Source organism: Sporolactobacillus spathodeae (assembly GCF_016908935.1).
GTDB classification, from domain to species: domain Bacteria; phylum Bacillota; class Bacilli; order Bacillales; family Sporolactobacillaceae; genus Sporolactobacillus; species Sporolactobacillus spathodeae.
Map to the genome: position 1 here is coordinate 12,773 of NZ_JAFBEV010000007.1, position 26,809 is coordinate 39,581.

Sequence of the window (26,809 nt, forward strand, 5' to 3'; positions counted from 1 at the left end):
GTTTTATCCCTTCTCTTCTTCCAATGTGTGGGTCATCTTCACGTATTCTTCCAAAGTTTGCACTTTCGCTGTAACTACATCCGTCTCGCGTGCATTTAATACAGCCTGCAGCGTATCCAGGCACGTATAGAGTGGCACTTGATAGCGCAAGGCGAGCAGACGTAATTGGAAACCGAAGGATGAGCGATCTCTTCCTGCTGTCGGTATATTCAGCACAGCAGCTACATCGTCGCTAGCCAATAATTGCTGCGCATCGCTTTCTGGCACGGACTGAGTAGGCAGACCCTCTGACTGATAAAAAGTAGCGGTCTGCGGCGTCGCCAAAAGTTCGAAACCGAGCACGTCGAGCATTCTGGCGAGGGGCAAGCTCTCCTGACGCTGTCTTCCAGCTACTGAGCAGAGTACCTTTTTCTTATTTGGGTTTCCAGTAAATGGATTCGTCTGTTTGAAGAAGCAGGCTTTGGCCAAGGCGTCATCGACAGAATCCGCGATGCCGAGCACTTCACCCGTTGATTTCATTTCTGGACCAAGCACCGGGTCAACGTCCTTTAATTTTGTAAAGGAGAACACCGGCGCTTTGACCGAATAGAAATGGGGTGCTTCTGCATAACCATGTTCAAGTGCCTCATCCTTACCAAGCTGGATACCAACGGCTTTTTCAACCATCGGAATACGCGTAATCTTGCTGATAATCGGAACGGTTCGCGACGCGCGCGGATTCACTTCAAGAACATAAACAGTCGATCCGCTGACGACGAATTGGATATTGATCAACCCTTTAACCTTTAATCGGCGACAAATTTTGATCGTATCCTCTGCAATTTCTTTTCGCACCGTTTCTGCAAGCGTGAATGAAGGGAATACGGCAATACTGTCACCCGAGTGAACGCCTGCGCGCTCAATATGTTCGAAAATGCCTGGGATGCAAATCGTTTCGCCATCACTGATCGCATCAACCTCACATTCCTTTCCGGCAACATAACGATCAACTAGGAGCGGGAACGACTTGGCTTCCAAATGATGATCGCTTGTTACATACGCTTCGAGCTGCTGCGGCTTGTGGAATAAAAACATCGACTGACCGCCGATGACAAACGACGGACGAACGAGAATCGGATAGCCTAATTTAGATCCGGCTGCCGGCAAATCTTCCATTTTAGCGACACTCAAGCCCTGAATATGTGGCATGTTAAGTTCGGTCAGCAAATCGTAAAATGCTTCGCGGTCCTCAAGCGTTCGTATCGCTTCCGTTGAAGTGCCAAGTATCGGAATACCCGTTGCTTCAAGCGCTTCAGCGACATTAACAGCTGTCTGACCGCCAAACTGAACAAGTGCGCCGGATACCCCTTCTCTTTCCGCGACATTTAAAATATCTTCCGCAGTCAGCGGTTCAAAATAGAGGCGGTCGGCAACAGAATAGTCGGTGCTGACGGTCTCGGGATTATTATTGACGACAATCGCTTCGAAACCGTTCTTCTTCACGGCAAATGTTGCCTGAACAGAACAATAATCGAATTCAATGCCCTGACCAATACGAATCGGGCCGGAACCGACAATCAGAATTTTTGGTTTGCTGCTTTCTTTGACTTCATCGCAGCCGCTCCATGTCGAATAATAATACGGTGTACGGGCTTCAAATTCCCCAGCACAAGTATCGACAAGATGATAAACCGGCAGAAGTCCGAGGGCTTTCCGACGTGATCGAACGACATCCTCCCCAAGACCACCAAGCTCGGCCAGACGGCGATCGCCGATATTTCTCTGTTTTGCTGATAAAAGAAGCCGATCGGACAAGCCTTCTGTTCGGATCGCTTCTTCCAAATCGATCAGCGCTTTGATCCCATTCAAAAACCAATTATCAATCTGTGTCAGTTGGTGAATCGACGAAACGCTTTGACCACGCCGCATCAATTCAGCGATTGCAAAAAGGCGTAAGTCTGTTGCCTGTTCTGATTGTTGTTTGAGTACCTGATCGCTTAGCGCCGTGAACGCTGGATTCTCAAGACCGGTAAAACCCATTTCCATTGAACGAATCCCTTTATTAAGCGCTCCTTCGAATGTCCGATCAATCGCCATTACCTCGCCCGTCGCTTTCATCTGTGTGCCGAGACTGTGATCTGCTTCGGTGAATTTATCGAAAGGAAAACGTGGAATCTTAACAACAATGTAATCGAGCGCCGGTTCAAAAGACGCATAGGTCGTTCCGGTTATCGGATTCAGAATTTCATCCAAATGGTAACCAATCGCGCATTTTGCGGCAACCCGGGCAATCGGATAGCCGGTTGCTTTTGATGCAAGCGCCGATGACCGGCTGACCCGCGGATTGACTTCAATAATCGCATACGCATTCGACGTTGGATTAAGCGCAAACTGAATATTGCAGCCGCCGACAATTTTCAGTGCGCGGATGATTTTCAACGATGCGTTACGCAACATTTGATACTGGACATCAGACAAGGTCTGTGACGGCGCGACAACGATACTATCACCGGTATGGACACCAACCGGATCGACATTTTCCATATTGCAGACAATGATACAAGTATCATTTGCATCGCGCATCACTTCATATTCAATTTCTTTCCAGCCTTTAATGCTTTTCTCAATCAGTACTTCATGAATCGGGCTTAATTTCAGGCCTCTGTGGAGCACAAGATTTAGCTCTGCTTCATTATAAGCAAAACCGCCACCAGAACCGCCAAGCGTATATGCTGGACGAATGATCACCGGATAACCGATGGATTGGACAAAACGGAGCCCGTCATCATAAGAGCGGATGATTTGCGATTCCGGAATCGGCTCATCAATAGCAAGCATCAGATCTTTGAAAAGCTCACGGTCTTCGCCATGCTGGATTGAATCGACCGATGTGCCAAGCAGCTCAACATTATATTTTTCCAGAATGCCTTGATTATACAAGTCGATTGCCAAATTCAACCCTGTCTGGCCACCTAAGGTGCCAATGACTCCATCCGGGCGTTCCTTGACAATAATTTTTTCAATCGATGCTGTGTTCAGTGGTTCAATATAGGTCTTATCAGCGATTTTTTCATCGGTCATGATTGTTGCCGGATTATTATTAATGAGAACGACCTCAATACCTTCTTCTTTTAAAGCGAGACAGGCCTGAGTACCGGCATAATCAAATTCCGCCGCCTGACCAATCACGATCGGGCCTGATCCGATAACAAGCACCTTTTTAATATCAGTACGTAATGGCATGCGTAGCTTCACCCTTACTTTGATGAATTGAACGTATAAAACGGTTGAAAACCGGATGTGTGTCGTCCGGTCCCGGATGAGCTTCCGGATGGAATTGCACCGTTTCGATTGGCAGTTTGCAATGCTTCAATCCTTCAATTGAACCATCGTTCACATTTTTATAAGTCACTTGAAACACATCGGAAGCAATGCTCGCCTGTTCCACGACATAGCTGTGATTCTGTGAGGTGATCCAAACTTTTCCTGTACCTAATTCTTTGACCGGATGATTGGCCCCGCGATGACCGAAAAGCAGTTTACTTGTTTTCGCGCCATAGCTGAGTGCAATCAATTGATGGCCGAGACAGATACCAAGCGTCGGATAAGCGGAAGTAATTTTCTTAATTTCATCGAACTGTGTCTGCAGTTCCATTGGATCGCCTGGGCCATTGCTCAGCATCACCCCATCCGGTTTAAGCGCTCGAATGGTATCATACGACGTATTATAAGGAACGACAGTGACCTTGCATCCTTGATTAAGCAAAGCGGTCAGCATTGATTTCTTGTAGCCGTAATCAATGAGGACAATGTGAGCGCCTGTTCCTTCGTAGACTTTCATCGTTTTCGTTGAGACGCGGGAAACCATTCCTTTGGCAACCGAGTCTTGCCAATCGATAGCGTCTGGATCCGGTGAGTCGCTGATCACGGCCTTCATTGTGCCACCCTTACGAATTAGTTGGACAATGCCCCGTGTATCCACGCCGGCGAGTCCTGTAACGCCGGATTCAGCCAACCATTTGTCAACGTTCGCTAAGGATTGAAAATGGCTCGGCAAATCGCAGAGATTACTAAAAACTGCAGCCTGCATCTCAATTTTCTCATGTTCGCTATCTTCTGCGTTAATCCCGTAGTTGCCGATCAGTGGATAACAGAAAACCATAATTTGTCCGGCATAAGAGGGATCCGTCATGATTTCCTGATACCCGGTCATGCTTGTATTAAAAACAACTTCACCAGTTACAGGTGCCTGTGTGCCGACAAAATAGCCGGGAAAGCTGTCTCCGCTTTCCAAGACCAGATAGCCTTTCTTCACAAGAGACCCTCCCATTCACTGATTTTTCAAGACTTGTTCCAATGCATCGATGAATATGTCAATTTCCTTTTCATTCGTCACCAACGGCGGCAAAATACGGAGTACCTTTTCTCCTGCCGTCAGGATTAGTACCTGATGGTCCTCCCTCAGCTGATTGACAAGTTGAATTGCTGGTACAGCAGTTTCCACGCCAATCAATAGACCCTTGCCACGCACTTCAAGAATCTGCGCTGGATAGGTCGCTTTGAGTGCCTGAAGTTTTTCCATAAAATAAGCGGCGTTTTTTTTGCATTGCTCAATGACGTTTTGTTTATCAAAAGCATTAAGCGTCGCAAGTCCCGCTGTTGTCGCAAACGGATTGCCACCAAATGTCGAACCATGCGTCCCCGGTGTAAATACCTTGGCTACCTGTTTCTTTGCCATAAACGCGCCTATTGGTATACCGGACCCGAGTGCCTTGGCACATGTCACAATATCTGGATCGATCGCATATTGCTGAAAAGCAAACAGGCTGCCCGTCCGTCCGATTCCCGTTTGTACTTCATCAATAATGATCAAAATCCCTTTATCTTTACATAATTGATTCAGCTGTTTTATCCATTCCGGGTCAGCCGGCAGTACGCCGCCTTCACCTTGAACCATTTCCAACATCACAGCCATGCATCCATCATCTGCGGCAATTGCGTCCAATGCTTCGCTGCTATTATAAGGAAGATACTTGAAGCCGGAAACGAGTGGACCGAATCCCTTTTGCAGCTTTTCCTGTGCGGTAGCCGTCAGTGTCGCAAGCGTCCGTCCGTGAAAGGAATGGTCGAAAGTCACGATATGACCGTGTTCCTTCTTCAGAACCAAATGCGCGTAAAGACGGGCAAGCTTGATCGCGCCTTCATTGGCTTCAGCACCGCTATTGCAGAAAAATGCCTGATCCAGACCGGCTTTTGCAGTCAATTCTTTGGCTAATTGTTCCTGCGGTGCGATATGGAAAAGATTCGAACAATGCCAAAGTGTACCGAGCTGTTCCTTCAGCGCATTTTCTACCGCATCAGGCACATGGCCCAAGGCACAGACGGCGATGCCTGATGTAAAATCCAGGTATTTCTTTCCTTGTTCATCCCAGACGTAAGCGCCCTTCCCTTTGACAATCGTAATTGGAAAACGTCCATAAGCAGACATGATTGCTGATTGAGAAGTCACTGTTTCACTGACAGGCATGGATAATTTCCTCCTCAAGAAAGATTTTTGTTCCTACTCGCTTTCCCTTTGTATAATCAACCAGAGATTCCGGAACTAAGCCGCTAACGATCACAACTTCGGAAACCTGCTGCTTCAGACTTTCCACCGCTGCCATCACCTTGGGAATCATTCCCCCACTGATTTTCTTCATTTCAATTAGATCCTCTATCTCCAAATCAGAGACTTGATCCAGCTGCTTCATTTGGCCATCCTGTTCCACAAGAATGCCTGGAACATCGCTGATAAAGCATAGCTTCGCCTGCAAGGCACCTGCAATCGCGGCAGCCGCTTGATCAGCATTGATATTATAGTGCTGACCGCTCGCATCCGCCGATATCGGCGAAATAACCGGAATGAAACCTTTGCTGCAGAGTGCTTGAATTAATGCGGGATCAACAGAAACAATTTCCCCGACATAACCTAGTTTCTCAAGATCGATTGGCTCTGCCATAAACAGCTGGCCATCTATCCCGCTCAAGCCGACCGCCTTGCCACCGGCCGTTTGCAAATTTGCCACCAGCTTCTTGTTCATTGAACCGCTGAGAATCATCTCAGCTACATCGAGCACATCCTGTGATGTAAATCGAAGACCGTCATGAAAGCTTGTTGGAATATCAAGCTTTGTCAGCATCTCGGAGATTGCCGGCCCCCCACCATGAACAATGATTGGGGCATAAATGCCTTCTTTTTGAATCTCTTGTATATTCTTGAAAAATGAAGGGGTCAGTTTGTCATAAACACTGCCGCCGCATTTAATAACCAAATACTGTTTCATGGGAGTCCTCCTGCTCTCTCCTTGATTTTTCCGTGACCGTTCAGCCATTCAAGAACGATACGAAGCATTGATTTTCACATAGTTATAGGTCAGGTCGCATCCCCAGGCAACGGCAAAACCATCACCTGACCCGACTGAAGCTTTGATAACGATGCTATCCTGTTCCAGATACTGCTTTGCCTCGTCTTCGTCAAAAGCAATTGGCATCCCATTTTCAAAGAGAAGCATATCTCCGAGCTTAAGTGAAACCTGGTCGGGATTGAATGAGGCACCGCTGTAACCGATCGCACAAACAATTCGTCCCCAGTTGGCGTCGCTACCGAAAATCGCTGTCTTCACCAGACTGGATCCAACGATTGCTTTACTAATTTTTTCCGCTGCTACATGATCTTGGGCACCGCTGACTTGAACTTCAATCAACTTCGTCGCGCCTTCACCGTCGGCGGCAATCATTTTGGCGAGCGAACGGCAAACATATTCCAAAGCACCTAAGAACGTTTGCCACTCTGGGTGCGCCGCTGAAAGCGGCTGATTGCCTGCCGCGCCGTTTGCCAGAACAAGCACCATATCGTTAGTGCTCGTGTCGCCATCCACGGTAATCCGATTGAAAGTATTATCGGTAACCGTCTTAAGGGCTCCCTGCAAATCCGCTGCTTCAATCGCAGCATCCGTCGTGACAAAACCGAGCATCGTCGCCATATTCGGATGAATCATTCCAGAACCCTTACAAGCCCCGCCAATAGTGACAGGTTGGCCGTCGATCACGATTTGAACTGCTAGATGCTTCTCTTTTGTGTCCGTCGTCAGAATCGCCTGTTCAAATGTCGCTTCATCGCAGGCGCTATCGATTCCCTCAATGCCCTTCTCCATGACATCCATCGGTAATTGCACGCCGATAACTCCGGTTGAGGCAACGGCGACCAGGTCGTCTGGTACGCCCAATTTCTTTGCCGCCCACTGCTGCGTCTGAATCGCGTTGGCGATGCCTTGTTCGCCTGTACAGGAATTGGCATTCACTGAATTAACGAGTACTGCTTGCAATTGATGGCTTTGTTGAATGACTTTTTGGGTCACTTTAAGCGGTGCCGCTTTAAACTGGTTCGTTGTATAGACGCCTGCAGCTGACGCGGGCACTTCAGAAACAATCCAACCGAGATCAGGGCGTTTGTAGCGCAGTCCGATGTGGCGTCCGCCTGAAGTAAATCCTTTCGCGGTGCCAACTCCGCCATTTTCTAAAATTACCATTTTATCTAAAGTTGCCATTCGTTTATCCACTTTGCTTCTTCCTCTCAAGGGTAGACAGGAGTCAATGAAAGTCCTGCTTTCTCATCCCATCCTTTTATGATATTCAGGTTCTGAATCGCCTGTCCCGCGGCACCTTTAATCACATTATCAATGACTGATACAACGGTCAGACGCCTCGTTCGCCCGTCAACACTCAGGCCGATATCACAGAAATTGGATCCGACAACTTCCTTGGTTGCCGGCCAGTTGCCTTGCGGCCTGATTCGGACAAACGGCGATTTTTCATAAAAAGATTGATAGAGATCGAGCCATTCCCTTTCTGAGTAGCCTTTTGTTATCGTTGCGTAAATTGTACACATCAAACCACGGCTCATCGGTATCAGATGCGTGCTGAACGTAATCGCCGACTTTTCACCGCTCATTGCGGCAAGTTCTTGCTCAATCTCCGGTGTGTGTTGGTGTGCGCCAAGCTTATATGCCTTGACACTGTCGTTGACTTCAGCATAGAGATTACCGATAGATGCTTTTCTTCCCGAGCCGGTCACACCAGATTTTCCATCAATAATGACTGTGGAAAGGTCAATCGCCCCATCTTTAACCGCAGGCGCGAGACCGAGCAAAGAGGCTGTTGGATAGCAGCCGGGGTTGGCAATAAATTGAGCCCCTTCAATCTGCTTGTGATTGATTTCTGCCAACCCGTAGACTGCGGTTTCAAGTCGAGCTGCCTCCGCAGGCGCTTGATGATACCATTTTTCATATTCTTCAGGAGTCTTGAGCCTGAAATCGCCGGATAAATCGATACAAAGCAATCCCTTATCCAAGCACTCAGGAAGCAGCGTTTTGCTGACACCCGCCGGCGTAGCAAAGAAGACAACCTCTACGCGTTTTGCGAGCTCATTTGCATCGAACGGCTCCAGTTCATGATTCAGCACACCCGTTAAATGTGGATAGATATCCTGAATTTTTTGCCCGTTCGTCGAATGTGAAACGAGCATCTCTAATTCGATGTACGGATGATTCAGCAAAAGACGAATCAATTCAACACCGCTGTAACCATTCGCGCCAACAATCCCTGCTTTCAACGCTAAAGCCTCCTGTTCGAACTTTCTCTTTTTTTCGTCATTTTCCAATATACTGACGTTTCAAAGTGTTAAAACTTCTGCGTGCAATGCAGCAGCTTAAATTCCATAGAGGAAAGAAAACGCGGGTATAGTAGAAAACGCCCGCCTCTTTTACTTTATAAAAGAGACGAGCGTTGATAACTTTGCCCGCGGTACCACTCTGGTTATTCCTCAAAATCAGGAATCTGCTCAAGACTCTGTAACGGGAGTTCCCGGATTGCCCTATTACTCATTTCAGGCAATCGCCTCGAAAGTGCGCTTCACAGGAGACATCGCACCGGTTCCCACTCTCCCGGCTCACTGTGGCGTCTGCATCTCTGCTACTCTCTTCCTCATCGACTTCTTCCCCATATAGGGTGATCGTTCTAACTTGTGTGATACTTATTATACATTTCTCATAAGATATGTCAACGCTTTTCAAAAGTTTTCTAGCACTTTTGTTAAGTGGCCGTTTTTTTTCGTATATGCTTCAAAAAATGCTAAGAAACGTCCCGTAAATTCGTTGTTCCTCAGTCACTTATTGAATCAATCATTAAAAGTCTTTCATCAAATGTAAATCATCCCATTGAATGGCTGTCCGCCGCTTAGAATATGCTATAATGATTAAGTCTTTTTTGAGCCGAAAAATTAACAAAATTACATCAGTTAAGGTTGGTGGAACTTGTGATTCATCTTATTTATGCGCTGATTCTTGGAACCGTAGAAGGTTTGACGGAGTTTGCCCCAGTATCTTCTACAGGCCATTTGATTCTCGCTGCAAGACTGCTTAATTTTCAAAGCGATACAGCGAAAACATTCGAAGTTATCATCCAACTTGGTTCGATCATGGCCGTTGTCGTCCTCTATTGGAAACGTCTATGGAGTTTATTTGGCTTTTACCGCAATCACAATGAGCGTTACACCTCACATTTGAATTTAATACATATTATCTTGGCTTGTCTGCCAGGTAGTGTATTAGGCTTATTGCTTCATGACTTCATCAAAAAATATCTATTTGCCCCGGCAACCGTTCTTGTTGCTCTTGTCGCCGGCGGTGTGCTGATGATTTTTGCCGACCGTGTCGCCAAGCGAAGAGAACGGTACGCTACCGAAAGCCAGTCTTTGGATCAATTAAGCTACAGGCAGGCTTTCATTATCGGACTTTTTCAATGTCTGTCGCTTTGGTCCGGCTTCTCCCGTTCAGGATCAACCATTTCTGGCGGACTGATTTGCGGCGTCGATCGTAAAACATCTGCTGAATTTTCCTTCATTGTCGCCGTACCGATGATGATGGGTGCGAGCGGTCTTGATTTTGTCAAAAGCTTGCATTTCCTGACGCTTGCTGATCTGCCAATGTTTATTGTCGGTTTTCTGACCGCTTTTGTCGTTGCTATGTTCGCGATTGTTTTCTTCTTGAAATTGCTGCGTCGCTTCACATTGACGCCATTTGCAATCTATCGTTTTATTATTGCGATTCTCTTTACGTTTATTTTATTTCATTGAGTGTACACAGCAAAACCAGGGACCTGAATCGTCCCTGGCTTTTTTTTGCCTTTTTCACCCCAAATCAGTCATTTCCACTCGCAAACAGCGGTAAAATGTTAAGAAAGACTCGGTGAGCCAAATCCTTTTTTACAACACATGCGTTTCATCGGCGCACTGGCCACAGGCGCAATGCGAGCCTCAAACAAGCTAGAATCTATTGGGCCCATCTGGCACGCTGTTCCCGCAGGCGTCTCGCACTGGCGCTGCATTTTTGTGCAAAAATCCTTAAACTTTCTTAATGTACAAGAACACCTTACTTACGCATGCTACAAACGAAATAAAGGAGCGGATGTTGATGAACCCGTCCATTTGTGTATTCGCAGGTGCGAACCCAGGCAATAATCCGCAATATGCGGAAAACGCGAGACTGCTTGGTCAGTTGATGGCAGAGAAGAATGATCGGCTGATCTTCGGCGGTTCGTCGATCGGACTGATGGGGGAATTGGCCGACAGCATCCTGCTTGCCGGCGGTGAGGCAATTGGCGTGATGCCACAAGGGCTTGTGCTTGATGAGATGACGCACACGAATCTAACGCAGCTGATTAAAGTCAGCAATATGCATCAGCGTAAAAAAAAGATGATTGAATTAGCCGATGCCTTCATCGCTTTGCCAGGGGGAATCGGAACGTTTGATGAAATATTTGAGATTCTTTGCCTTGCTCAAGTTGGCAGCCATAAAAAACCGATGGCGCTACTGAATAGCGAGCACTATTTTGAACCGCTTCTGCAGCTGATCCGCCATAGTATCGCGCACGGATTCACGCCCGAATCCAATCTACGCCTGCTAATTGTTTCGGAAGATCCCGCAGAATTGCTGGTGGCGATCGATCATTTTGTCCCGCCGTCACTCGGAAACAAATGGAAACAGTATCCAAACGCAGGCAAAAGTTCTTCGAAGAACGTCTAATTTGGAAGCCTGTGTAGCAATCATGCTTCAACGTCTCACTTGCTGGAGACGTTCCAGCGCTCAAGTGTTTAAACGGCTAACTTTTCGAACAATCAGCCGCTACGCTTTTGCTAAGAACGGATTCAAAATTGTTTTCTTTCACAGAAAAGAACGTCTCAAAACCGATTTTTCGGTCTTAAGACGTTCTCTTTCGTACGGTCCAATCCTAAAGCTCATTGTGGCCAACGCTGGCGCAACGCGATCACCTTATTAGCCTCAGTATCCAAATTTTGGTTATTTCCAAAAAACTTAGCCCATTAATTCGTATATTGTGGCACTTCAAAAACAAGATTTGCCCCGCTGACACTGCTGTATAAATTGTTCATCATGCTCGTTTGCTTCACTGCCCAAGCAACATCGGTCGCATATTGATGAGCCGCACTTCCAGATTCTAAAGCGACCGGATTCCAACGCATCTTATACAAAGTGTCCTGCTGATAATCTGATCGATAGATATAATGCGACGCAATCCATTGTGCGCCGCCTTTTATCGCTGCCGCCGGAGACGTCCATCCCTTTTCCGAAGCATAATTGGAGGCTGAGACGACCGCCGTTCCATCGAATGCTGAGATGCCGAACATATTATAGACTTTTGTACCGCCGACCGCCACACCCTGCGCCAAATCCGAGCGGCCACTGCCCGTTTCCAGAATAGCATGGGCGATCAGATAGAACACATTGACCTTGCTGTATTGCGCAGCATCTAAAAAAGCCTGCCCCTGTCCGTCGAGCGTTCCTCTACCCGCGAGCAACTTATTCAGTGTGCCAGCATCAACATTCACTGTAGTAGATAGTTTGAGAAATTGATAATAAGCAGACGTTCCAATCGCAAAATTATTTGGATTCATATATTCTGCAATTACTGCTGCTGACGCATTGCTAACCTTCTCCTCTTTCGCTAATGCAGATGCGAAAGAAACACTGTACGGTATTTTTACTGATGCCGAATTTTCAGCGGATATGCTCGAGGCCGTCTGTTTTTCAATATAATCGCCGTACACATAGCCGTCTTTACCGCCGTAGCTAACCTTGACCCAACCGTCCGTTGTTTCGGCAAGCCATTCAACCAAAGTACCTGAGCTCAGCGTTCTGTAGATTTTTGCAGATGTGCTCGGCCCCTCGCGGAATCTAACAGCTGTTGTGATAACAGCTTGTACGGCTTTCGAACCAGAATTGCTTGACTGAGCCTCAGTTGATTGGGGGGCTGCAACAAAATCGGCGGATACATAAGCCGTTCCACCATTATATTTAATTTGCAGCCAATTGCCCCTGGTGCCAGTTACATCAACTGTCGTTCCTTTTGCTAACGTCGTCAGAATGCTACTTGAAATCGAGGCACTTTTGCGTACATTTAGTTTGGCTGTTGTCACTCTCTGGTAAAGCACCTTCGAAGCTGTTGCCGTTTGTGAGGAATCAGCAGTTCCCGATTTGCTGACATAGTCTTTCGCAACCCATGCTGTTCCATTTTTGTATTCTATCTGCAGCCAATTACCGTTGCTGCCTGTTACCGATACCGAACTGTCTTTCTTTAATGTTGTCAAAATGCTTGCAGACACCGATGCACCGCTACGCACATTCAGATTGGCTGTTGTCTTACCTGTATATTGCACGGTGGCGGAAGAATTGGATCCAGACGACGTACTGCTGGATGAATTCTTGGTCACATATTTACTCGATACCCATCCGCTGACCCCATTTTGATTGACTTTCAACCAAGAACCGCTCACCGCTACGACATTTAACTGTGTTCCTTTTTTTAATGTCGTCACGATGGAATAACCAGTCGAAGCCCCGCGGCGGACATTCAGGTTTGCCGTCGTTTTTCCTGTATAATTCGTTGAGGTGACAGAAGTTGTTATATCTTTAGATATAGAACCAGCGGATACGGTGCTGGTATATTTGCCGGCGACGTAAGCTGAGCCGCTCTTATAACGGATTTGCAACCATCCGTCAGCCGTCTTGCCGGTCACCGTTACTTGTGTGCCCTTCTTCAAGGTTGCCAGCACACTTCCGCTGCTTGTCGGTAGGAAACGAACATTTAAATTGGCCGTCGTCACTGCAGGATAAGCCGAAACTTTCTCCACAGCTTGTGTTGCCTTTGTTGCTGTTCCTTTCTTTGTCACATAATCACCGTCAACATAAGCTTCTTTGTTTTGATAGCTGATCTTCAGCCAGTTACCGCCCTCAACTGCACCGATCACTTCAAATGTCTCGCCCTTTTTCAAAGTGCCGAGTATCGCATGCGATGTATCTGGTGTCGTCCGAACATTCAAGTTAGCAGTGGCCTGCCCTGTATACGATGGAAAAGTATCCGCCGATGCCTGAGCTGGCGCAGCGGCTGCGACAGCTGTCACCGCCGCCGCGGTCGCAAATGTTCCAAGAACGGTTATTCCCCGGTTAAGTGTCACTATTTTACTCCTCCATTCGTCTCATGTAGCCGATGACCGTTTGATGCCGCATTACGGACCAAACCTGCTAAAATGAATTGTCGTTTATTAATAAAAATTGCGTTACTATGGGTTGGTTTGGATGGTTCTGCGGTAGCAAAGCGTTGCCTGTTCATTGAGAGGAATGAAGAAGGAGTAATGTTCCAATGTACAATTAAAAACCCTTCACTAACTACGATTCGCTCTCGTTTCGAGAATAATGAACTACGGCAGTCCGGCTGTCTGGCATATACATGCTTAGGACCCGTGACTTTGCGTCACTGTTTTTCAACAGTTTTGCTCTTTGAAAAAGAGTTTTTGTTAATTATATCAATGATATTTACTTAAACTATAGACCGATAGCAAAATTTTTTCAATGGAATAAGTCACAAATTCCTATGACAATTTTCGATCTTTTTCTCTCAGAGTCTAATAGCCCATTTCAATATGTCCTAAATAGTTTATCGGACAAAACTTCGTGATACTTTAGTCATCATCATCATCTTTTTTTTCGAGCGGCTGTCCTCGATACGATATCGCTTGATTGCCGAATTGATGCCAGGCCGTTATAAAGTTCTTCTTCAACGCCTTGCTTCCTGATTGGGCGGCTAACGGATTATTAAAATAAACATGTGTCTTGTCATAGCCTGTTACAAGGACCGAATGTTCCATAAATGTTATCTGGATTATCCCACTACGTGTTCGCCATGGGTGCCAGCTTCCCGCAGGTACTGGTTGAGAATTAATACTGGTAATTACCCACACCGGATGTCCTGATGCAATTTGCTGCTCCACACTTGTCCAAGAAGAGCCGCTTAAATCAATGACACGATTGCCAAGATACGTGCGGGCTAAATTCGCCACTGGTCCATGATAGACAGCTAATCCAGGATTGTTTCGATTTCCATGATACATATTGCCGACAAATCCTTGATTCGGATTGCCCATATAGCCGTCGGATTGATACGGTACCTTTTTAACTTGTTCCGCCAATGTCATCTTGGTGACGTTGATACCGGCAGATTGCAGCAACATGGTCAGACTGGTTATTTCGCATCCGTTTGGTAATTCCGGCAACTGACTGACAAAAGGTACAGTCAGTTTTTTTGCCGCGGGCAGACGTGCTGATGCTATTACTGCCTGTTTTTGCTGCGTTTTTTTCACGGCTTCCAGATTTTTTTTCTCCTTGTCCTTAACTTCTGCCCGTTGTGCTTCAGTCTGCTTTACGACACTGACTTGCTTTGAAGGAACCTGATGTGCGGAATGCTTTTCGGCGTTTCTCCCTTCCGCGTCCATATAATAGTGCAGGAGCAAGAAACTGCCGCCAATAATAATGAATATAACAATAAAAACGGATACGCTTTTGAAAACCATACTCTGCTCCTTCTTGCACAATTTGTGCTTCTCTACTTCTTTCTTGTTGCTTAAGTTGCCATTGAAATTTATAGATTGCTAGCTTATAGGCTTTGTTAAAGTCTACTGTTGTTTTTGATCATTTATTTCCGCGAGTGCCCGAGCACATTGCCTTTTTTCCACCAATTGCGCTTCGGCTGCTCGTTTGCCGCGGGCGATCCGTGAGCCTCCTCAGACAAATTAGAATCTGTGGGGACTCACTTGGCTCGCTTTTCCCGGAGGAGTCTCGCGCCTTCGCTCCATTTTTCGGAAAGTTTCTTTTCAGAAAAACTTGGCATAGCCAAGTTGTTTCCACCAATTGCGTTCTGGTCGCTCGCTTCGCCAAAAATCAGATTCATTTTTCTCTTATGATAAAAAAAGCCTTTCAAACTGCGAAAGACATCTCCAGTTTATTTATTTTTCACTATTTTTCTTAAGATAGGATTAATGAACTGCCGTTCCTGCTTTTCTCTCGGCGTAGCGTAACAAATGGTAAAGACATTCAATCGTTTTCGGTTGGACACCGATCTTATTTGCAGTCGTAAGTACAAAACCGAGTATCGCTTCCAGTTCCATTTCCCGGCCATTTTCAAAATCCTGAAGCATTGATGTTTTATGATTCTGGACTTCCTTATCAGGCAAGAGCAAGGAGTCGGTATATGCAGCGCTGATGGTAATTCCAGCCGCAGAGGCAACTTGTAAGTATTCATCCTTAACCGATTGAAGAATGTTTTTTAGGTCTGGATCGCTAAGTGCATTGCCAACAATTGTACCAGTCAGCGCAGTCAATGGATTGTAGGTAATATTCCAAAGTAATTTTTCCCATTTGATCTGGCGAATAGCTGAAGTAATTGATGCCTCAATGCCCGCTTGCTGCAAAATGCCCACGATCGTCTTCAGATTTTCTATAGATGCATCCGACTGCCACGGTCCAAGTACGAGCCGTCCTTCGCCCACATGATTGACCCTACCTGGCGCCTCTCGAATCACCGAGATGAATGCGGAGCCCCCGATAATTTGTTGGGGGCCAAAAACTTCCGCCAATCGCTCTTCATTGCCAATTCCGTTCAAGAGACAAATGATCTTTGTGTGCTGATCCGATAATTGTTTGAGTTGCGGTAGAACTTCTTCCAACGCGGTTGATTTAATGGCGAGTAAAATCATGTCAAAAGAAGAAACGCCTTCTAAGTGGCCGCTATCTAGCACCGGAACCGGTAAGGAAAAGTCCCCGCGCACACTTTTTACAACTAACTCATGCGTCCGAAGACGTTCCAATGTTCGACCCTTTGCAACAAAAGTGACATCACAGTGGCTGCGTGCCAATAAGCCGCCGAAAAAACAACCGATAGCCCCTGCTCCTAATACTGCTATTCTCACGATCTCACACCCCTTTAAATTTAGAACCGATCCGATTAATTTATACTTTTGTTTCAAACCGATGTTATCTAACCTTACATCTATTTTAACGCAAGATGAAGAACTTCGCTTATTAAAAAACTGGAATTAGCGATCTATTGAGAAAGACTTAGCTTCGCCAAGTCCTTTTTTATAGCAATTGCGTTCCGGTTGCTCGCTTGCCGCGGGCGATCCGCGAGTCTCCTCGGACAAGCTAGTATCTGCGGGGTCTCACTTGGCTCGCTTTTCCCGCAGGCGTCTCGCGCCTTCGCTCCATTTTTCGCAAAGGCCAAAATTTAGCGAAGCATACTTTTTCTACGATTGTAATTTGCTCTGTGATGCTCCGATCCACTCTGTTGAGATTACGCCTTACTGGGTCGATGTTGTGCCTTACTCTGTCGATGTTACACCTTGCTCTGTCAATGGCCCACCCTACTCTGCTGATGCCATGGCTGAGATTAGAACTTCACCGCTTGGCTCTCCTTAGGAAGTCATATTTGTAAAACTTGGTGTAACAGAAGCACTCTTTTGAACAAATGTACCTCGATAGATCGCTCGCTAACCGCTCGCGTGCCGCGAAATTTAACTCATTTTCGCCAAAAGGATAAAACTCCCTTTTCTTTATAAAAAGACACAGGAATACAAAACTTGTTATACTATGTTCATATTAATCGGAATGAACCGGTGTTATCTGCCGGAAAGCGGAGGGTCTGTTAATGGATCAAATCATTATCTATTGCGACGGCGGTTGCCGCGGCAACCAAAGCGATAGCAATGTCGGCGGCTGGGGCGCTGTCCTCAGCTATCAGGATCACATAAAAGAACTATTCGGCGGTGCAATCAATACAACAAACAATATTATGGAACTAACTGCAGCCATCCGGGCACTAGAAACCCTGAAAACAAGCAATGTTCCCGTTGATTTCTTTATTGATAGCGCCTACGTAGTCAATGGTATGAATAGCTGGGTTAATGGATGGGTAAAAAAAGGCTGGCGTACCGCCTCCGGAGCCCCCGTTAAGAACAAGGAGCTATGGATGCGTCTGCATGATCTGGCCAGCAAGCAACAGTCAATCCGTTTTAATAAGGTCAAAGGCCACCACGGCGTGGCGCTTAATGAGCGTGCCGACCGTCTTGCCAATCAGGCAATGGATGAAGTCAGCCGAAACGTGTAACAGCTGCAAGAAACATTCCTTCGTGTACAAAAATCCTGCCCGAGCATTCTTTCGGGCAGGATTTCTTTAACTGGCCATCACAATGACCTTGTTTTCATCCAGCGATTTTTTCACATCAATAATCCTTTGGTTTGAGGAGCCACGGAACTTCAGCTGCAAATTCCTCTTGGTTATGTCGAACGGTCCGTCCACGAGCACGTCAATATCGCTCAGCATATCCCGATGTACCGGATCGGCCACTAGTTCTTCGAAAACAAACCCGCTCCAGCACCAGATATCTTTACCCGGGCATTCTACTTTCACCCGGTGCACAAGCGGCTTCAGCGTTTGCGGGTGGTCAAATGGTTCGCCGCCGAGCAGCGACAAACCTTGCACCCGAATATCCGGCTGATTCAGATCATCAATAATCTGCTGCTCAAGTTGTGGGGTATAAGGCGTACCGAACCGCGGGTTCCAGGCAGCCGCATTCCAACAGCCTTTGCAATGAAAATGACAGCCACTTACGAACAGCGAATGACGGATCCCTGTTCCATTTAAAAAATCAAAACGTTTATAATCAGCGTAATTCATTGAGAGGATACCTCCAATCTGCAAACCGCTTTATCCCTCTTCTTGACGCACTGTTCATGAAATCAACTCTGCTGTTTTTCGCGGCTATTAATTTCTTTCAGCCGTCCTTTAATTGGTTTGCGCTGGATCACCGAACCGAGGTAGCCGCACAGACGGCGGATGCAGGAAGTCGTCTCTGGATTGTGATTGCCGCAGCTTGGACATTTAAATCCTTCCGCCGTTGCTTCGAATTCACCTTCATAGCCACATGCATAACATTTATCAATCGGCGTATTCGTGCCGAAATAGCCGATGCGATCATACGCATAATCCCAAACAGCCTCCAGGCCTTCCGGATTATGAATCAATGATGGAAACTCGCAATAGTGGATAAAACCACCAGCCGTGTACGGTTCATAATCCTTTTCAAAATCTATTTTCTCAAAGGGCGTAATCTTCTTGCGCACATCATAATGAAAGCTGTTCGTGTAATAGTCTTTATCCGTAATGTCTTTAATACTGCCGAATTTCTGTTTGTCTAAGCGGCAGAATCGATCAGTCAAACTTTCTGAAGGGGTCGCGTAGACGCTGAATGCATAGCCAGTCCGCTCACGCCACTGCACCGATACTTCTTTAAAGCGTTTGACAATATCGAGTGTAAATGCCTTGGCTTCTGGGTTATGTTCCCAATCTGGGCCGTAGAACACTGTCGCTGCCTCATAGAGACCAATATAGCCCATCGAGACAGTTGCCCGACCATTTTTGAAAATATCCTGGACCCGCTGATCGGCATCGAGCCGTTGGCCGGTCGCCCCATATTGATAGAGAATTGGCGCATTTTTCGCGGTCACTTCATCGAGTGTATGGATCCGGAACTGCAATGCCCGGCAAACAAGATCAAGTCTTTCCTCGAACAAGGACCAAAATAGCCCTTTGTCGCCGTGTGACTCAATGGCAATTCGTGGAATATTGAGTGTGACCACGCCCATATTATTACGACCATCAGCAATATACTCGCCATTTTCCTGATAAGATGGCAGGAACGATCGACAGCCCATCGGCGCCTTGAAATCGCCTGTCACTTCGACAATTCGATCATAATTCAGAATGTCCGGATACATCCTTTTGGTTGCGCATTCCAAAGCCATCTTCTTGATATCGTAATTCGGATCCTCAGGATTCAAATTCAAGCCACGTTTGATCGTGAACACGAGTTTTGGAAATACAGCCGTTTTGTGATCGCGTCCGAGTCCCTGAATACGTACTTTCAGAATGGCCTTCTGAATCTCACGGGCAAACCAGGAATCGCCAAGGCCAAAATTAAGTGTAAAAAATGGTGTCTGACCGTTGCTAGAGAAAAGGGTATTAATCTCGTATTCCAGCGACTGCATCGAATCATAGATTTCTTGTTTCGTCATCGCATACGCATAGTTTTCCTGTTCTTTTGGATCGGAAATCCACTGCTTGGCTGTTTTCAAATATTTTTGGAAGCTGATTTTCGCGTAAGGTTCGAGCACTTCGTCTGCTCGATTGAAAGATGTACCCCCATAGATATTCGAAGAAACATTGGCGACAATCTGGGCAACAAGCGCTGTCGCTGTTTTTATCGAACGTGGACTCTCGACGTCGGCATTACCGATCGAGAAGCCGTTCTCAAACATCCCTTTAAAATCAATCAGCATACAATTGTACATGCTGAAAAACGGCGAGTAGTCGAGATCATGAAAATGGATGATTCCCTGATTGTGCGCGTCGGCAAATTCTTTCGGAAGAATGTGACGTAGCGCAAAATCTCGCGCCGCGACCCCGGCAAGCAAATCCCGCTGAGTGTTAAATACTTTCTCATCCTTATTTGCATTTTCATTTGCCACATACTCGTCCATATTAATTAAATCTCGGATCTTATCGTCCAATGTCTTTTCCTTAACAACTGGTTCATTAATCAATCCTAATCACCGTCCCTATGTTCTATATAGACCATTATAGAACAATATCTTGTGGGTTCAATGATTGCTCAATACAATATATTGATGTTTATTCCTTGAGTAACACAATTTATTGATAGAATAGGAAAAATCAATTTGTGGAGAATTTGTGACAGTGGAGTACCCTTTGAAAATCCAGAGGTACTAAATCACCGGAGCGTCAAAAACGCGTCTTTCATAGAATCGCATCAATCACTTTCGCGGGCGAAAGTGATTGTTATTCGCTGGCGTTGCTTTCGGCCGTTCTATTGCGCAAAGGAGAACGACTTTGCGAAAGGCTACTGTGCAGAATCATGCCGCCAATTACCAACAATAGACCAATCCACGCTGAGTGCGTAGGCAGACTGCCACCGAAGAAAATCAATTCGCCGAGCAAAGTAAAAACAACTTCCATAGACTGAGTCGCCTCCACGGCAGCAAGCTTGCCGCTGTCCTCTTTAACAAGCTCAGTCGCATAGAAAAACAAAACAGTGGCAATCACACCGGAGGAGACAGCAACGATGATCGATTGAATGATCTGGTCGATTGGCGGTGGCCCGGCTGTCACAAGCGCAAATCCGGAAAGTAGCAGCCAAAAAGGACAACTGGCAAGCGTCATGCCGAGCAGACGCTGAAAAGTATCCCAGCGGCGCCCCGTGTAAGCCATCATCTTCCGATTGCCAAGTGGATAAGAAATCGCGGCGATCAAAATAGCGAGCACACTGAAACTAATTGACGTAAGTGGCGCCTGCCCCACCTGACTCAACTGCATCAGCGCGATCCCGATCAAAATGATAACCGACAATGCAAGTCCGCGAACGGGTATTCTTTCACGCAATACTACAGGCCCATTCTCTGTCTGAATGGTTACCGAAAAGAGAGGGGACAATAGCGCGCCGCAAACAATCGTCAACTGCCAAGTTGCTGCAATCAGCCAACCTGGACCATATGCTGCAGCGAAACACAGTGGCGCATAGAAGAGACCAAAACCAACCGTACTCCAAATCAACCAGTTCTGCGGATGATGCCGAAGCTCCTGCAAAATCGGTTTTAAATTGCCGCGAAGGCCCACGAGAACAAACAGGAAAGGAAGCATAAAAAAGTAGCGCAACGAACCGCTCCACATCCAGTTTCCTCCGGAAAGCGCCATCTCACGGTTGGCAATAAAAGTCACCGCAAAGAAAAAGGCGGATAGTATGCCAAGAAACATCGCACGCAAAAGTTCTCACATCCTGACTTGTCTTAAAATTTTTCTATTATTCTGCTGCGTCCTGATTCATAGCCGCGCTTTGAAATAACGCGAGTCGTATATGGCAAAATCAGCTCCTTCGGAAAACCGGAAAGACCATTAATTAGCCGAAGATTTTCTTAAGATGATGGTAAACGCCATTTTCACTGCAACTAAATTCGGTCACTTCATCTGCCTGCGCTTGGATCGCTTCAGGCGCGTTTTTCATAGCCACTGAATGGCCAGCTAGATGGAACATCGGTAAATCATTTTCGCCATCGCCAAGCACGAGGGCATTTTCCACGTTCAGTTTGAAGTGATCGAGCAAAATACGGATGCCGCTCGCCTTAGAAATGCCCTTGGTATTGACCTCGACATTATTATGCGAGGAAGAAAAGAAATCAAAAGGAATTGTTTCATTCCGTTCGGCCAATTCCTTTTTCCACGCCTGCATCTGATCAACTGATGAACTGTAGAAGTAAATTTTGACAATTTCCTTCCAACTTTCTTCAGGGAGTGAATCTAGCCAAGTCATCGTATGGCGCATGACTTTTTGGCGCGACAGCCATTCGTTAATATGCACCCTCTCCGGTTTCTCGCCGCTGATTTGTGCTTCCATATAGGCTTTATCCTTTGCAAAAGCGATTCTGCCGCCGCTGATCCGATGCATTTCGTAGAAGAGCTGCTTTTCGCTTGCTCGTTCGATCAGTTGATGGACCAGCGTTGCATCGAGTGCACTCTGAAATATTTTTTCTTTACCGGCAAAGACAGCCATGCCATTCGCTGTGACCATCCCTTCTACCGGAAAGTGTTCCGGCAGCACTTCCTTTGCCTCGCTTAGACTACGCCCTGTCACGGCAAAGATACGTTTGCCTCGTTCTTTCAATGTGTTCAGATAGACAGGCAGCTCTTCAGGCACTTGATTGTGCGGCGTCAGCACCGTACCATCGAGGTCAAACATGATTGTTTCAATTTCCATCATAGGAATCACACTCCAGTTATCCGCTTAATAGCTGTACATAAACATGTAGTTTCATTGTACCGTTATCGCTCTTTTTTTTCTTCTTAGACGATGTATTTATATTAATTATTTACATGAATGAATCGTTACATCAAAAAATGTTTCTTATTTGCTGGGGGATCTCCCCTATCCTCTGAAGTCTTGGGGCCTGACTGATTCGGTAAGATAAACTTGGCGTAGCCAAGTCTTTTTTGAAAAATTGCGCTTCGGCTGCTCGCTGGCTCGCTGTTTCCGCAAGGCGTCAGAGCGCCTTCGCTCCATTTTTACGCAAAAAGCAGCGTGAAAATAAAAAGAACCGGATGTGCACTTGGCACTGTTCGATTCTTTTCTGATTACATTACTGCGGCATAGTCATCTTTTTATCGCTGTTTCAAAGCTTCTTCCAGGCTCGCGTCAAAAATCGCCAATGCCTCGTCGATTTGCTCTTCCGTAACAATAAGCGGTGGGATGAAGCGGATGACGTTTTTGCTGACGCCGCACGACAAAAGAATCAATCCCTTTTCGAGTGCAATCGAACGCAGGCTTTCCACGAGTTTGGCATCTGGTTTGCCGTCTTTCGTGACGAATTCCATCCCGATCATCAGCCCCAACCCACGCACGTCAAGAATTTCCTGATGATTAGCTTTCATTTTCTCAAGTTTGGCTTTGAAATAGCTACCCATTGTTGCCGCATGATCGGCCAGTCCGTTTTCGAGCAGTTCGAAGACAGCAGTCCCCGCCGCGCAAGCAACCGGATTGCCACCAAACGTGCCGCCATGTGTACCTGCAGGCCATTGATCCATCAGAGAACGCTTCGCAACCATCGCGCTCAACGGGAAGCCGTTGGCAATCGCTTTAGCCAAACTCATGATATCCGGCTTAACATCAAAATGCTCGTAAGCGAAAATCTTGCCTGTGCGCCCGAAACCCGTCTGCACTTCATCAAAAGCGAGCAGGATCCCGTGCTGATCACAAATCCGGCGAATCGCCTGTAGGAAGCTCTTCGGCGGCACAATATAGCCACCCTCACCTTGAATCGGTTCAAGAATCATGCAAGCGACTTGTTCTGGTTCAATCAGATCATGAAATATTTCTTCTAATTGAGCGATGCAACGGGCGGTTTCCTCTTCATCGCTGAGACCCGTGCGCGCTGAATATGGATATTCCGCATAATAAACGCTTGGCAGGAGTCCCTCGTAATGGCGCCGGTATTTAGCGTTTGAGGCAGTCAACGTCGTCGTCGCCAGTGTGCGGCCATGAAAACTTCTTTTAAATGAAATAATGCCTGGACGGCCGGTCACCTGCTTGGCAAGTTTGATTGCCGCCTCATTCGCTTCGGCACCACTATTTGAAAAATAGATTTTATAATCGCTGCCGACGTGCCCAAGAATTTTTTCGGCAAGTTCGATATAGGATTGATAATAAACCACATTATGACCGCCGTGAATCAATTTGTCGATTTGTTCCTTCGCCTTTTGAACAACATATGGATGATTGTGGCCACAATTGACAACCGCAACACCGCTGGCAAAATCAATATACTTTCTACCGTTCTCGTCCCACACATAAATACCTTCTCCACGGTCAACACCGATCGCTGTCGCGCGTAATGCCACCGGGGGAAACAATTCGAGCGCGCGCTCATACATACTTTTTTCCGCCATGATTCCTGTCCCTCCAATTTCATTCTTCGTTGTATGGTTAATCAACCGAACATGTCGGTTAAACAAACGTTTAATTAATGTCTCTGTTCGCGTTCAACGCTACCTGACAGAACGGATTCGGTTAAGCGACGAATCAGAGTCGGAACCTTGGTGAATGAATACGGTTTATAGACACGCTCCATCCATGTATGTGCCCGCTTACCGTAGACACCGATGTCGAGACAAGGAATGTTCAGCTGTCGAATCGCATCAAGCGGAATCCCGTATATCCTGCCCCATCCAGGGAAGTTAGCCAAAATTGCTTCGGTTTCATCGGCGGTCTCGCTGATCGACAAATAACTGCTGTCCGCCAGATAAGGGAAAAAGCGTTTCTTCGCGAATTGTTCCCCAAATTCCGGAGCTGCTTCTGCCAGCACTTGATCGAGAATCTCGTCGCAGCGTTTCTCAGTCGGCACATCTTTCCGCAAAAAATTATGTGGACAATAGGGCGGAGCAAAAAAGACAATGACCTTTTGTCGCTTGTCACCCATCGCCGCTTCGAGTGCTTCAATAATCCGAAAACTGCGCTGACGGAAATCCTCATTGTCATGGCCACGAATCGCGTCTTCTGTCAGCGTCTCGATATCAATTCCCACCCGTTTTGCCTCAGCAGCCATTTCTGAGAAAGTTTGAACCGGCGTCGTCCAATCGGGCGCGCTTCCCAGCAGTCCGCAATTGGCTGCAAATACTTGATACTGTGCTTTCAAATAATCTGCCAATTCCGCGCAGGCCTTCTCAGCCACATGCTTCAGTTGGCTGAGCACTTCCTCCGGCGCGCGCTCATACAGAAAATAATTAAAATACAAGTGAGCAGCGCCCGCCGTCTGCACATTATAAAAAGCTTTGCGATCACGCTGATACAGGCAGGATGCCGGAAGAATCACTTCATCAGCTATCTTTTCAGCGTAGGTCATATTATTATTAAGTGCTTCGTTGATTCGGCTCGCTATCAGCGTCGGATCGATGCCGTTCAGCGTCTCGCCAACATGCGTTTCTCGCCCTCTGATAAAGAAGCAACCCAACAGTTTTCCAGCTGCTCCGGTATAAATATAGCGTTTGGTATCGCCTTTATAGAGTGGGCTGACAAAATCCGTATTCAGCGCAAGTTGAAACTCAAGATGCTGCTCACTTTTTAAACGAATCAACTCGTCGACGGCATCGATCACACCACGATGATCATTTTCTTCGACTGGATTGAACATCACAAGCAGATTGCCGTTTAACAACTGACGGTGCTGCGAATAATACAGCAAATTAGCTAAATGGACGGCATCGCCGCTTTTCATGTCTAACGCACCGCGGCCAAACAGCCAGTCTCCGGACTGTGCGTCATTGCGAACATCCTGATCTTTTTCATAGGACGCGAAATAGTCACGAAGTGCGTCCGGATCAAGTGCTTGATGCTCAAGAGGCCCAAAGTCATCAATACCGACCGTATCGATATGGCCGTGATAGATGATTGTTTTAGTTGTCGCTACATCGCTTTTCAGTAAGGCAAAAACATTCTTACGACCGAGTGCATCGTGGTTGAGCGCTATTGTCCACACTTGGTCGGGGTGCTGTTTGAAATAAGGAAAGGAGCGAATAATCGTTTCAAGCCGTTCCGCAATCTGGACTTCACCCTCTGTGCCGTTGACGCTCTTCACAGAAACCAAGTCACGTGTCAGCCATTCAACCTGTTCTTCAAGCGGAAGCTCTTTTATCTGATCATACATCGGCGTTTTCTCCTCTTTTCCAATCAATCCGTCAGTCTGTCTCTTTGCAACACAAGCGACGAGCAATGGATACCGCCACCCATTTTATTCAATTCGTCAACCGGAATCGCAAGCACAGCAACACCGGCCTTTTGCAATGTTTCAATCGTCCGTTCACCCTTTGACGTAAATAAAACTTTGCCTGGTTCCAGGCAGAGTAGGTTAGTCGTCATTGGCGGATCAAGCGGATCCGTGTAGATCAGCTGAACCCCGTGGTCCTCCAAATATTGCAGGAACCAGTGCGGCAAATTCGTCGGATCGACCAATGCTTTATCCCTGTCGACCATATTAAATACTTCGTCGAGATGGATCATGCTGGACGGTAGATCAACAACAAGCAATTCCATGCCCTGCCACGATAAAATAGCGCGCAGCTGTTCAATTCCCGCATCGTTCACACGAACGGAGCGACCGACAATCGCTGTTTTCGGATCGAAAACCATGAAACTGCCGCCTTCCACAAAGCCGTTGCCTTGGATCGAAGCAAGCACTGGCATGCCGATTTTCGCCGCTGTTTTCAATGTGCGAAGCGTTTCGCCATACCTGAATTGAAACGCAAACCGGGCCAGAATCAGGCCGCCAGGAATGACCATACCGACGTCACGGGCAAACAAATTATTGGTGAGGAATTGTCCGTCATCAACCATCGGAATCACTTCCACACCTTCTTTTCTCAGCACCGCTGTCATGCCATCATGCTGTTCTTGCATTTTGGCAAGATCGAGTGGATCCTTGCTTAGGCAATAGCTGACAATTGAGCCGTTCTTGTCGCGAAGAATCCGCGCATGGGCACCCGGCTCATATGTTGCTTTATTCAGCGCCAGCACTTCGTCACCAGGGCGGTGAACAAATACTTTTCGGACTTTACCGACCGCGTTGGTATTGCCCCAATCGCTAGCCCAGTATTTTTCAAGAAGCGATGGGGCTTCAAAAGAAGCCTTGACCAAATTTTCATCCAAAAACTTATGTAAGACGGACACACCAATCACCTCTGTCTGATTTTGCAAGGAGCTTTTCCTCCGCTTTATACCCCTCTATCATAATATATATTTGATTCGCTGAGTCCTTAATTTTTTCTTAATCCC

At 46.7% G+C, this 26,809-nt stretch carries 18 protein-coding genes, 1 pseudogene, 1 riboswitch and 1 other annotated feature; of the genes and pseudogenes, 3 read left to right on the top strand and 16 right to left on the bottom strand.

Features of this window, described 5'->3' with window-relative positions:
* Positions 1-3 precede the first annotated feature (3 nt).
* The 6 genes from carB to argC are packed head-to-tail and all read right to left on the bottom strand — an operon-like array spanning position 4 to position 8,629.
* Positions 4-3,222 (bottom strand): carbamoyl-phosphate synthase (glutamine-hydrolyzing) large subunit, encoded by a 3,219-nt coding sequence (gene carB, locus JOC27_RS05125; protein ID WP_205005943.1) that lies wholly within the window; start codon positions 3,220-3,222, stop codon positions 4-6.
* Positions 3,206-4,294 carry a carbamoyl phosphate synthase small subunit gene (locus JOC27_RS05130; protein WP_205005944.1) on the bottom strand — a complete coding sequence of 363 codons (1,089 nt, stop codon included), beginning with the start codon at positions 4,292-4,294 and terminating at the stop codon, positions 3,206-3,208. Before JOC27_RS05130 ends, carB begins: the two co-directional genes overlap by 17 nt.
* Positions 4,295-4,309: 15 nt before the next feature.
* The gene (locus JOC27_RS05135) at positions 4,310-5,506 is read right to left on the bottom strand and encodes an aspartate aminotransferase family protein (protein WP_205005945.1); all 1,197 of its coding nucleotides are present in this window, start codon (positions 5,504-5,506) and stop codon (positions 4,310-4,312) included.
* Entirely contained in the window at positions 5,493-6,302 is an 810-nt protein-coding gene (gene argB / locus JOC27_RS05140) for an acetylglutamate kinase (RefSeq protein ID WP_205005946.1), read from the bottom strand. The genes JOC27_RS05135 and argB overlap by 14 nt, the downstream gene beginning before the upstream one ends.
* A 48-nt stretch (positions 6,303-6,350) precedes the next feature.
* On the bottom strand, positions 6,351-7,577 hold the full coding sequence (gene argJ, locus JOC27_RS05145; protein ID WP_415641017.1) for a bifunctional glutamate N-acetyltransferase/amino-acid acetyltransferase ArgJ: 1,227 nt from the start codon (positions 7,575-7,577) through the stop codon (positions 6,351-6,353).
* Between the two features lie 14 nt (positions 7,578-7,591).
* Positions 7,592-8,629: an N-acetyl-gamma-glutamyl-phosphate reductase gene (gene argC, locus JOC27_RS05150; protein WP_205005947.1), complete on the bottom strand. Its 1,038-nt coding sequence runs from the start codon at positions 8,627-8,629 to the stop codon at positions 7,592-7,594.
* A gap of 159 nt (positions 8,630-8,788) precedes the next feature.
* Positions 8,789-9,013: a binding site (T-box leader), on the bottom strand.
* A gap of 318 nt (positions 9,014-9,331) precedes the next feature.
* Between argC and bacA the strand changes: the two genes are divergently transcribed.
* Both bacA and JOC27_RS05160 read left to right on the top strand, forming a co-directional pair.
* Positions 9,332-10,150 (top strand): undecaprenyl-diphosphate phosphatase, encoded by an 819-nt coding sequence (bacA, locus tag JOC27_RS05155; RefSeq protein WP_205005948.1) that lies wholly within the window; start codon positions 9,332-9,334, stop codon positions 10,148-10,150.
* A gap of 337 nt (positions 10,151-10,487) precedes the next feature.
* Positions 10,488-11,099, top strand: a complete 612-nt coding sequence (locus JOC27_RS05160; protein ID WP_205005949.1) for an LOG family protein — start codon at positions 10,488-10,490, stop codon at positions 11,097-11,099.
* 296 nt (positions 11,100-11,395) lie between these two features.
* Here the strand turns inward: JOC27_RS05160 and JOC27_RS05165 are convergent, their stop codons facing one another.
* The 3 genes from JOC27_RS05165 to JOC27_RS05175 form a co-directional block, all read right to left on the bottom strand.
* Positions 11,396-13,546 carry an SH3 domain-containing protein gene (locus JOC27_RS05165; protein ID WP_205005950.1) on the bottom strand — a complete coding sequence of 717 codons (2,151 nt, stop codon included), beginning with the start codon at positions 13,544-13,546 and terminating at the stop codon, positions 11,396-11,398.
* Positions 13,547-13,790: 244 nt separating this feature from the next.
* Positions 13,791-13,876, bottom strand: a riboswitch (cyclic di-GMP riboswitch).
* A gap of 174 nt (positions 13,877-14,050) precedes the next feature.
* Positions 14,051-14,938, bottom strand: coding sequence for a C39 family peptidase (locus JOC27_RS05170; protein WP_239529808.1), 888 nt, complete (start codon positions 14,936-14,938; stop codon positions 14,051-14,053).
* A gap of 462 nt (positions 14,939-15,400) precedes the next feature.
* Positions 15,401-16,333 (bottom strand): 2-dehydropantoate 2-reductase, encoded by a 933-nt coding sequence (locus tag JOC27_RS05175; RefSeq protein WP_205005951.1) that lies wholly within the window; start codon positions 16,331-16,333, stop codon positions 15,401-15,403.
* A 734-nt stretch (positions 16,334-17,067) separates the two neighbouring features.
* Between JOC27_RS05175 and rnhA the strand changes: the two genes are divergently transcribed.
* Positions 17,068-17,526 (top strand): ribonuclease HI, encoded by a 459-nt coding sequence (gene rnhA / locus JOC27_RS05180; protein ID WP_205005952.1) that lies wholly within the window; start codon positions 17,068-17,070, stop codon positions 17,524-17,526.
* A 66-nt stretch (positions 17,527-17,592) separates the two neighbouring features.
* Here the strand turns inward: rnhA and nrdG are convergent, their stop codons facing one another.
* The 7 genes and pseudogenes from nrdG to JOC27_RS05215 all read right to left on the bottom strand — a co-directional run bounded on the left by nrdG (position 17,593) and on the right by JOC27_RS05215 (position 26,731).
* Entirely contained in the window at positions 17,593-18,096 is a 504-nt protein-coding gene (gene nrdG, locus JOC27_RS05185) for an anaerobic ribonucleoside-triphosphate reductase activating protein (RefSeq protein ID WP_205005953.1), read from the bottom strand.
* 62 nt (positions 18,097-18,158) lie between these two features.
* Positions 18,159-19,994 (bottom strand): annotated as a pseudogene (gene nrdD, locus JOC27_RS05190) (anaerobic ribonucleoside-triphosphate reductase); the annotation flags it as partial.
* Between the two features lie 283 nt (positions 19,995-20,277).
* A complete protein-coding gene (locus JOC27_RS05195; RefSeq protein ID WP_205005954.1) occupies positions 20,278-21,258 on the bottom strand; it encodes a DMT family transporter in 981 nt (326 codons plus the stop codon).
* Between the two features lie 133 nt (positions 21,259-21,391).
* Positions 21,392-22,249, bottom strand: coding sequence for an HAD family hydrolase (locus JOC27_RS05200; RefSeq protein WP_239529818.1), 858 nt, complete (start codon positions 22,247-22,249; stop codon positions 21,392-21,394).
* A gap of 398 nt (positions 22,250-22,647) precedes the next feature.
* Positions 22,648-23,931, bottom strand: a complete 1,284-nt coding sequence (locus tag JOC27_RS05205) for an aspartate aminotransferase family protein (protein ID WP_205005955.1) — start codon at positions 23,929-23,931, stop codon at positions 22,648-22,650.
* A gap of 74 nt (positions 23,932-24,005) precedes the next feature.
* Positions 24,006-25,685, bottom strand: a complete 1,680-nt coding sequence (locus JOC27_RS05210) for a M20/M25/M40 family metallo-hydrolase (RefSeq protein WP_205005956.1) — start codon at positions 25,683-25,685, stop codon at positions 24,006-24,008.
* A 23-nt stretch (positions 25,686-25,708) separates the two neighbouring features.
* Positions 25,709-26,731 (bottom strand): dimethylarginine dimethylaminohydrolase family protein, encoded by a 1,023-nt coding sequence (locus tag JOC27_RS05215; RefSeq protein WP_239529833.1) that lies wholly within the window; start codon positions 26,729-26,731, stop codon positions 25,709-25,711.
* Between the last annotated feature and the right edge of the window lie 78 nt (positions 26,732-26,809).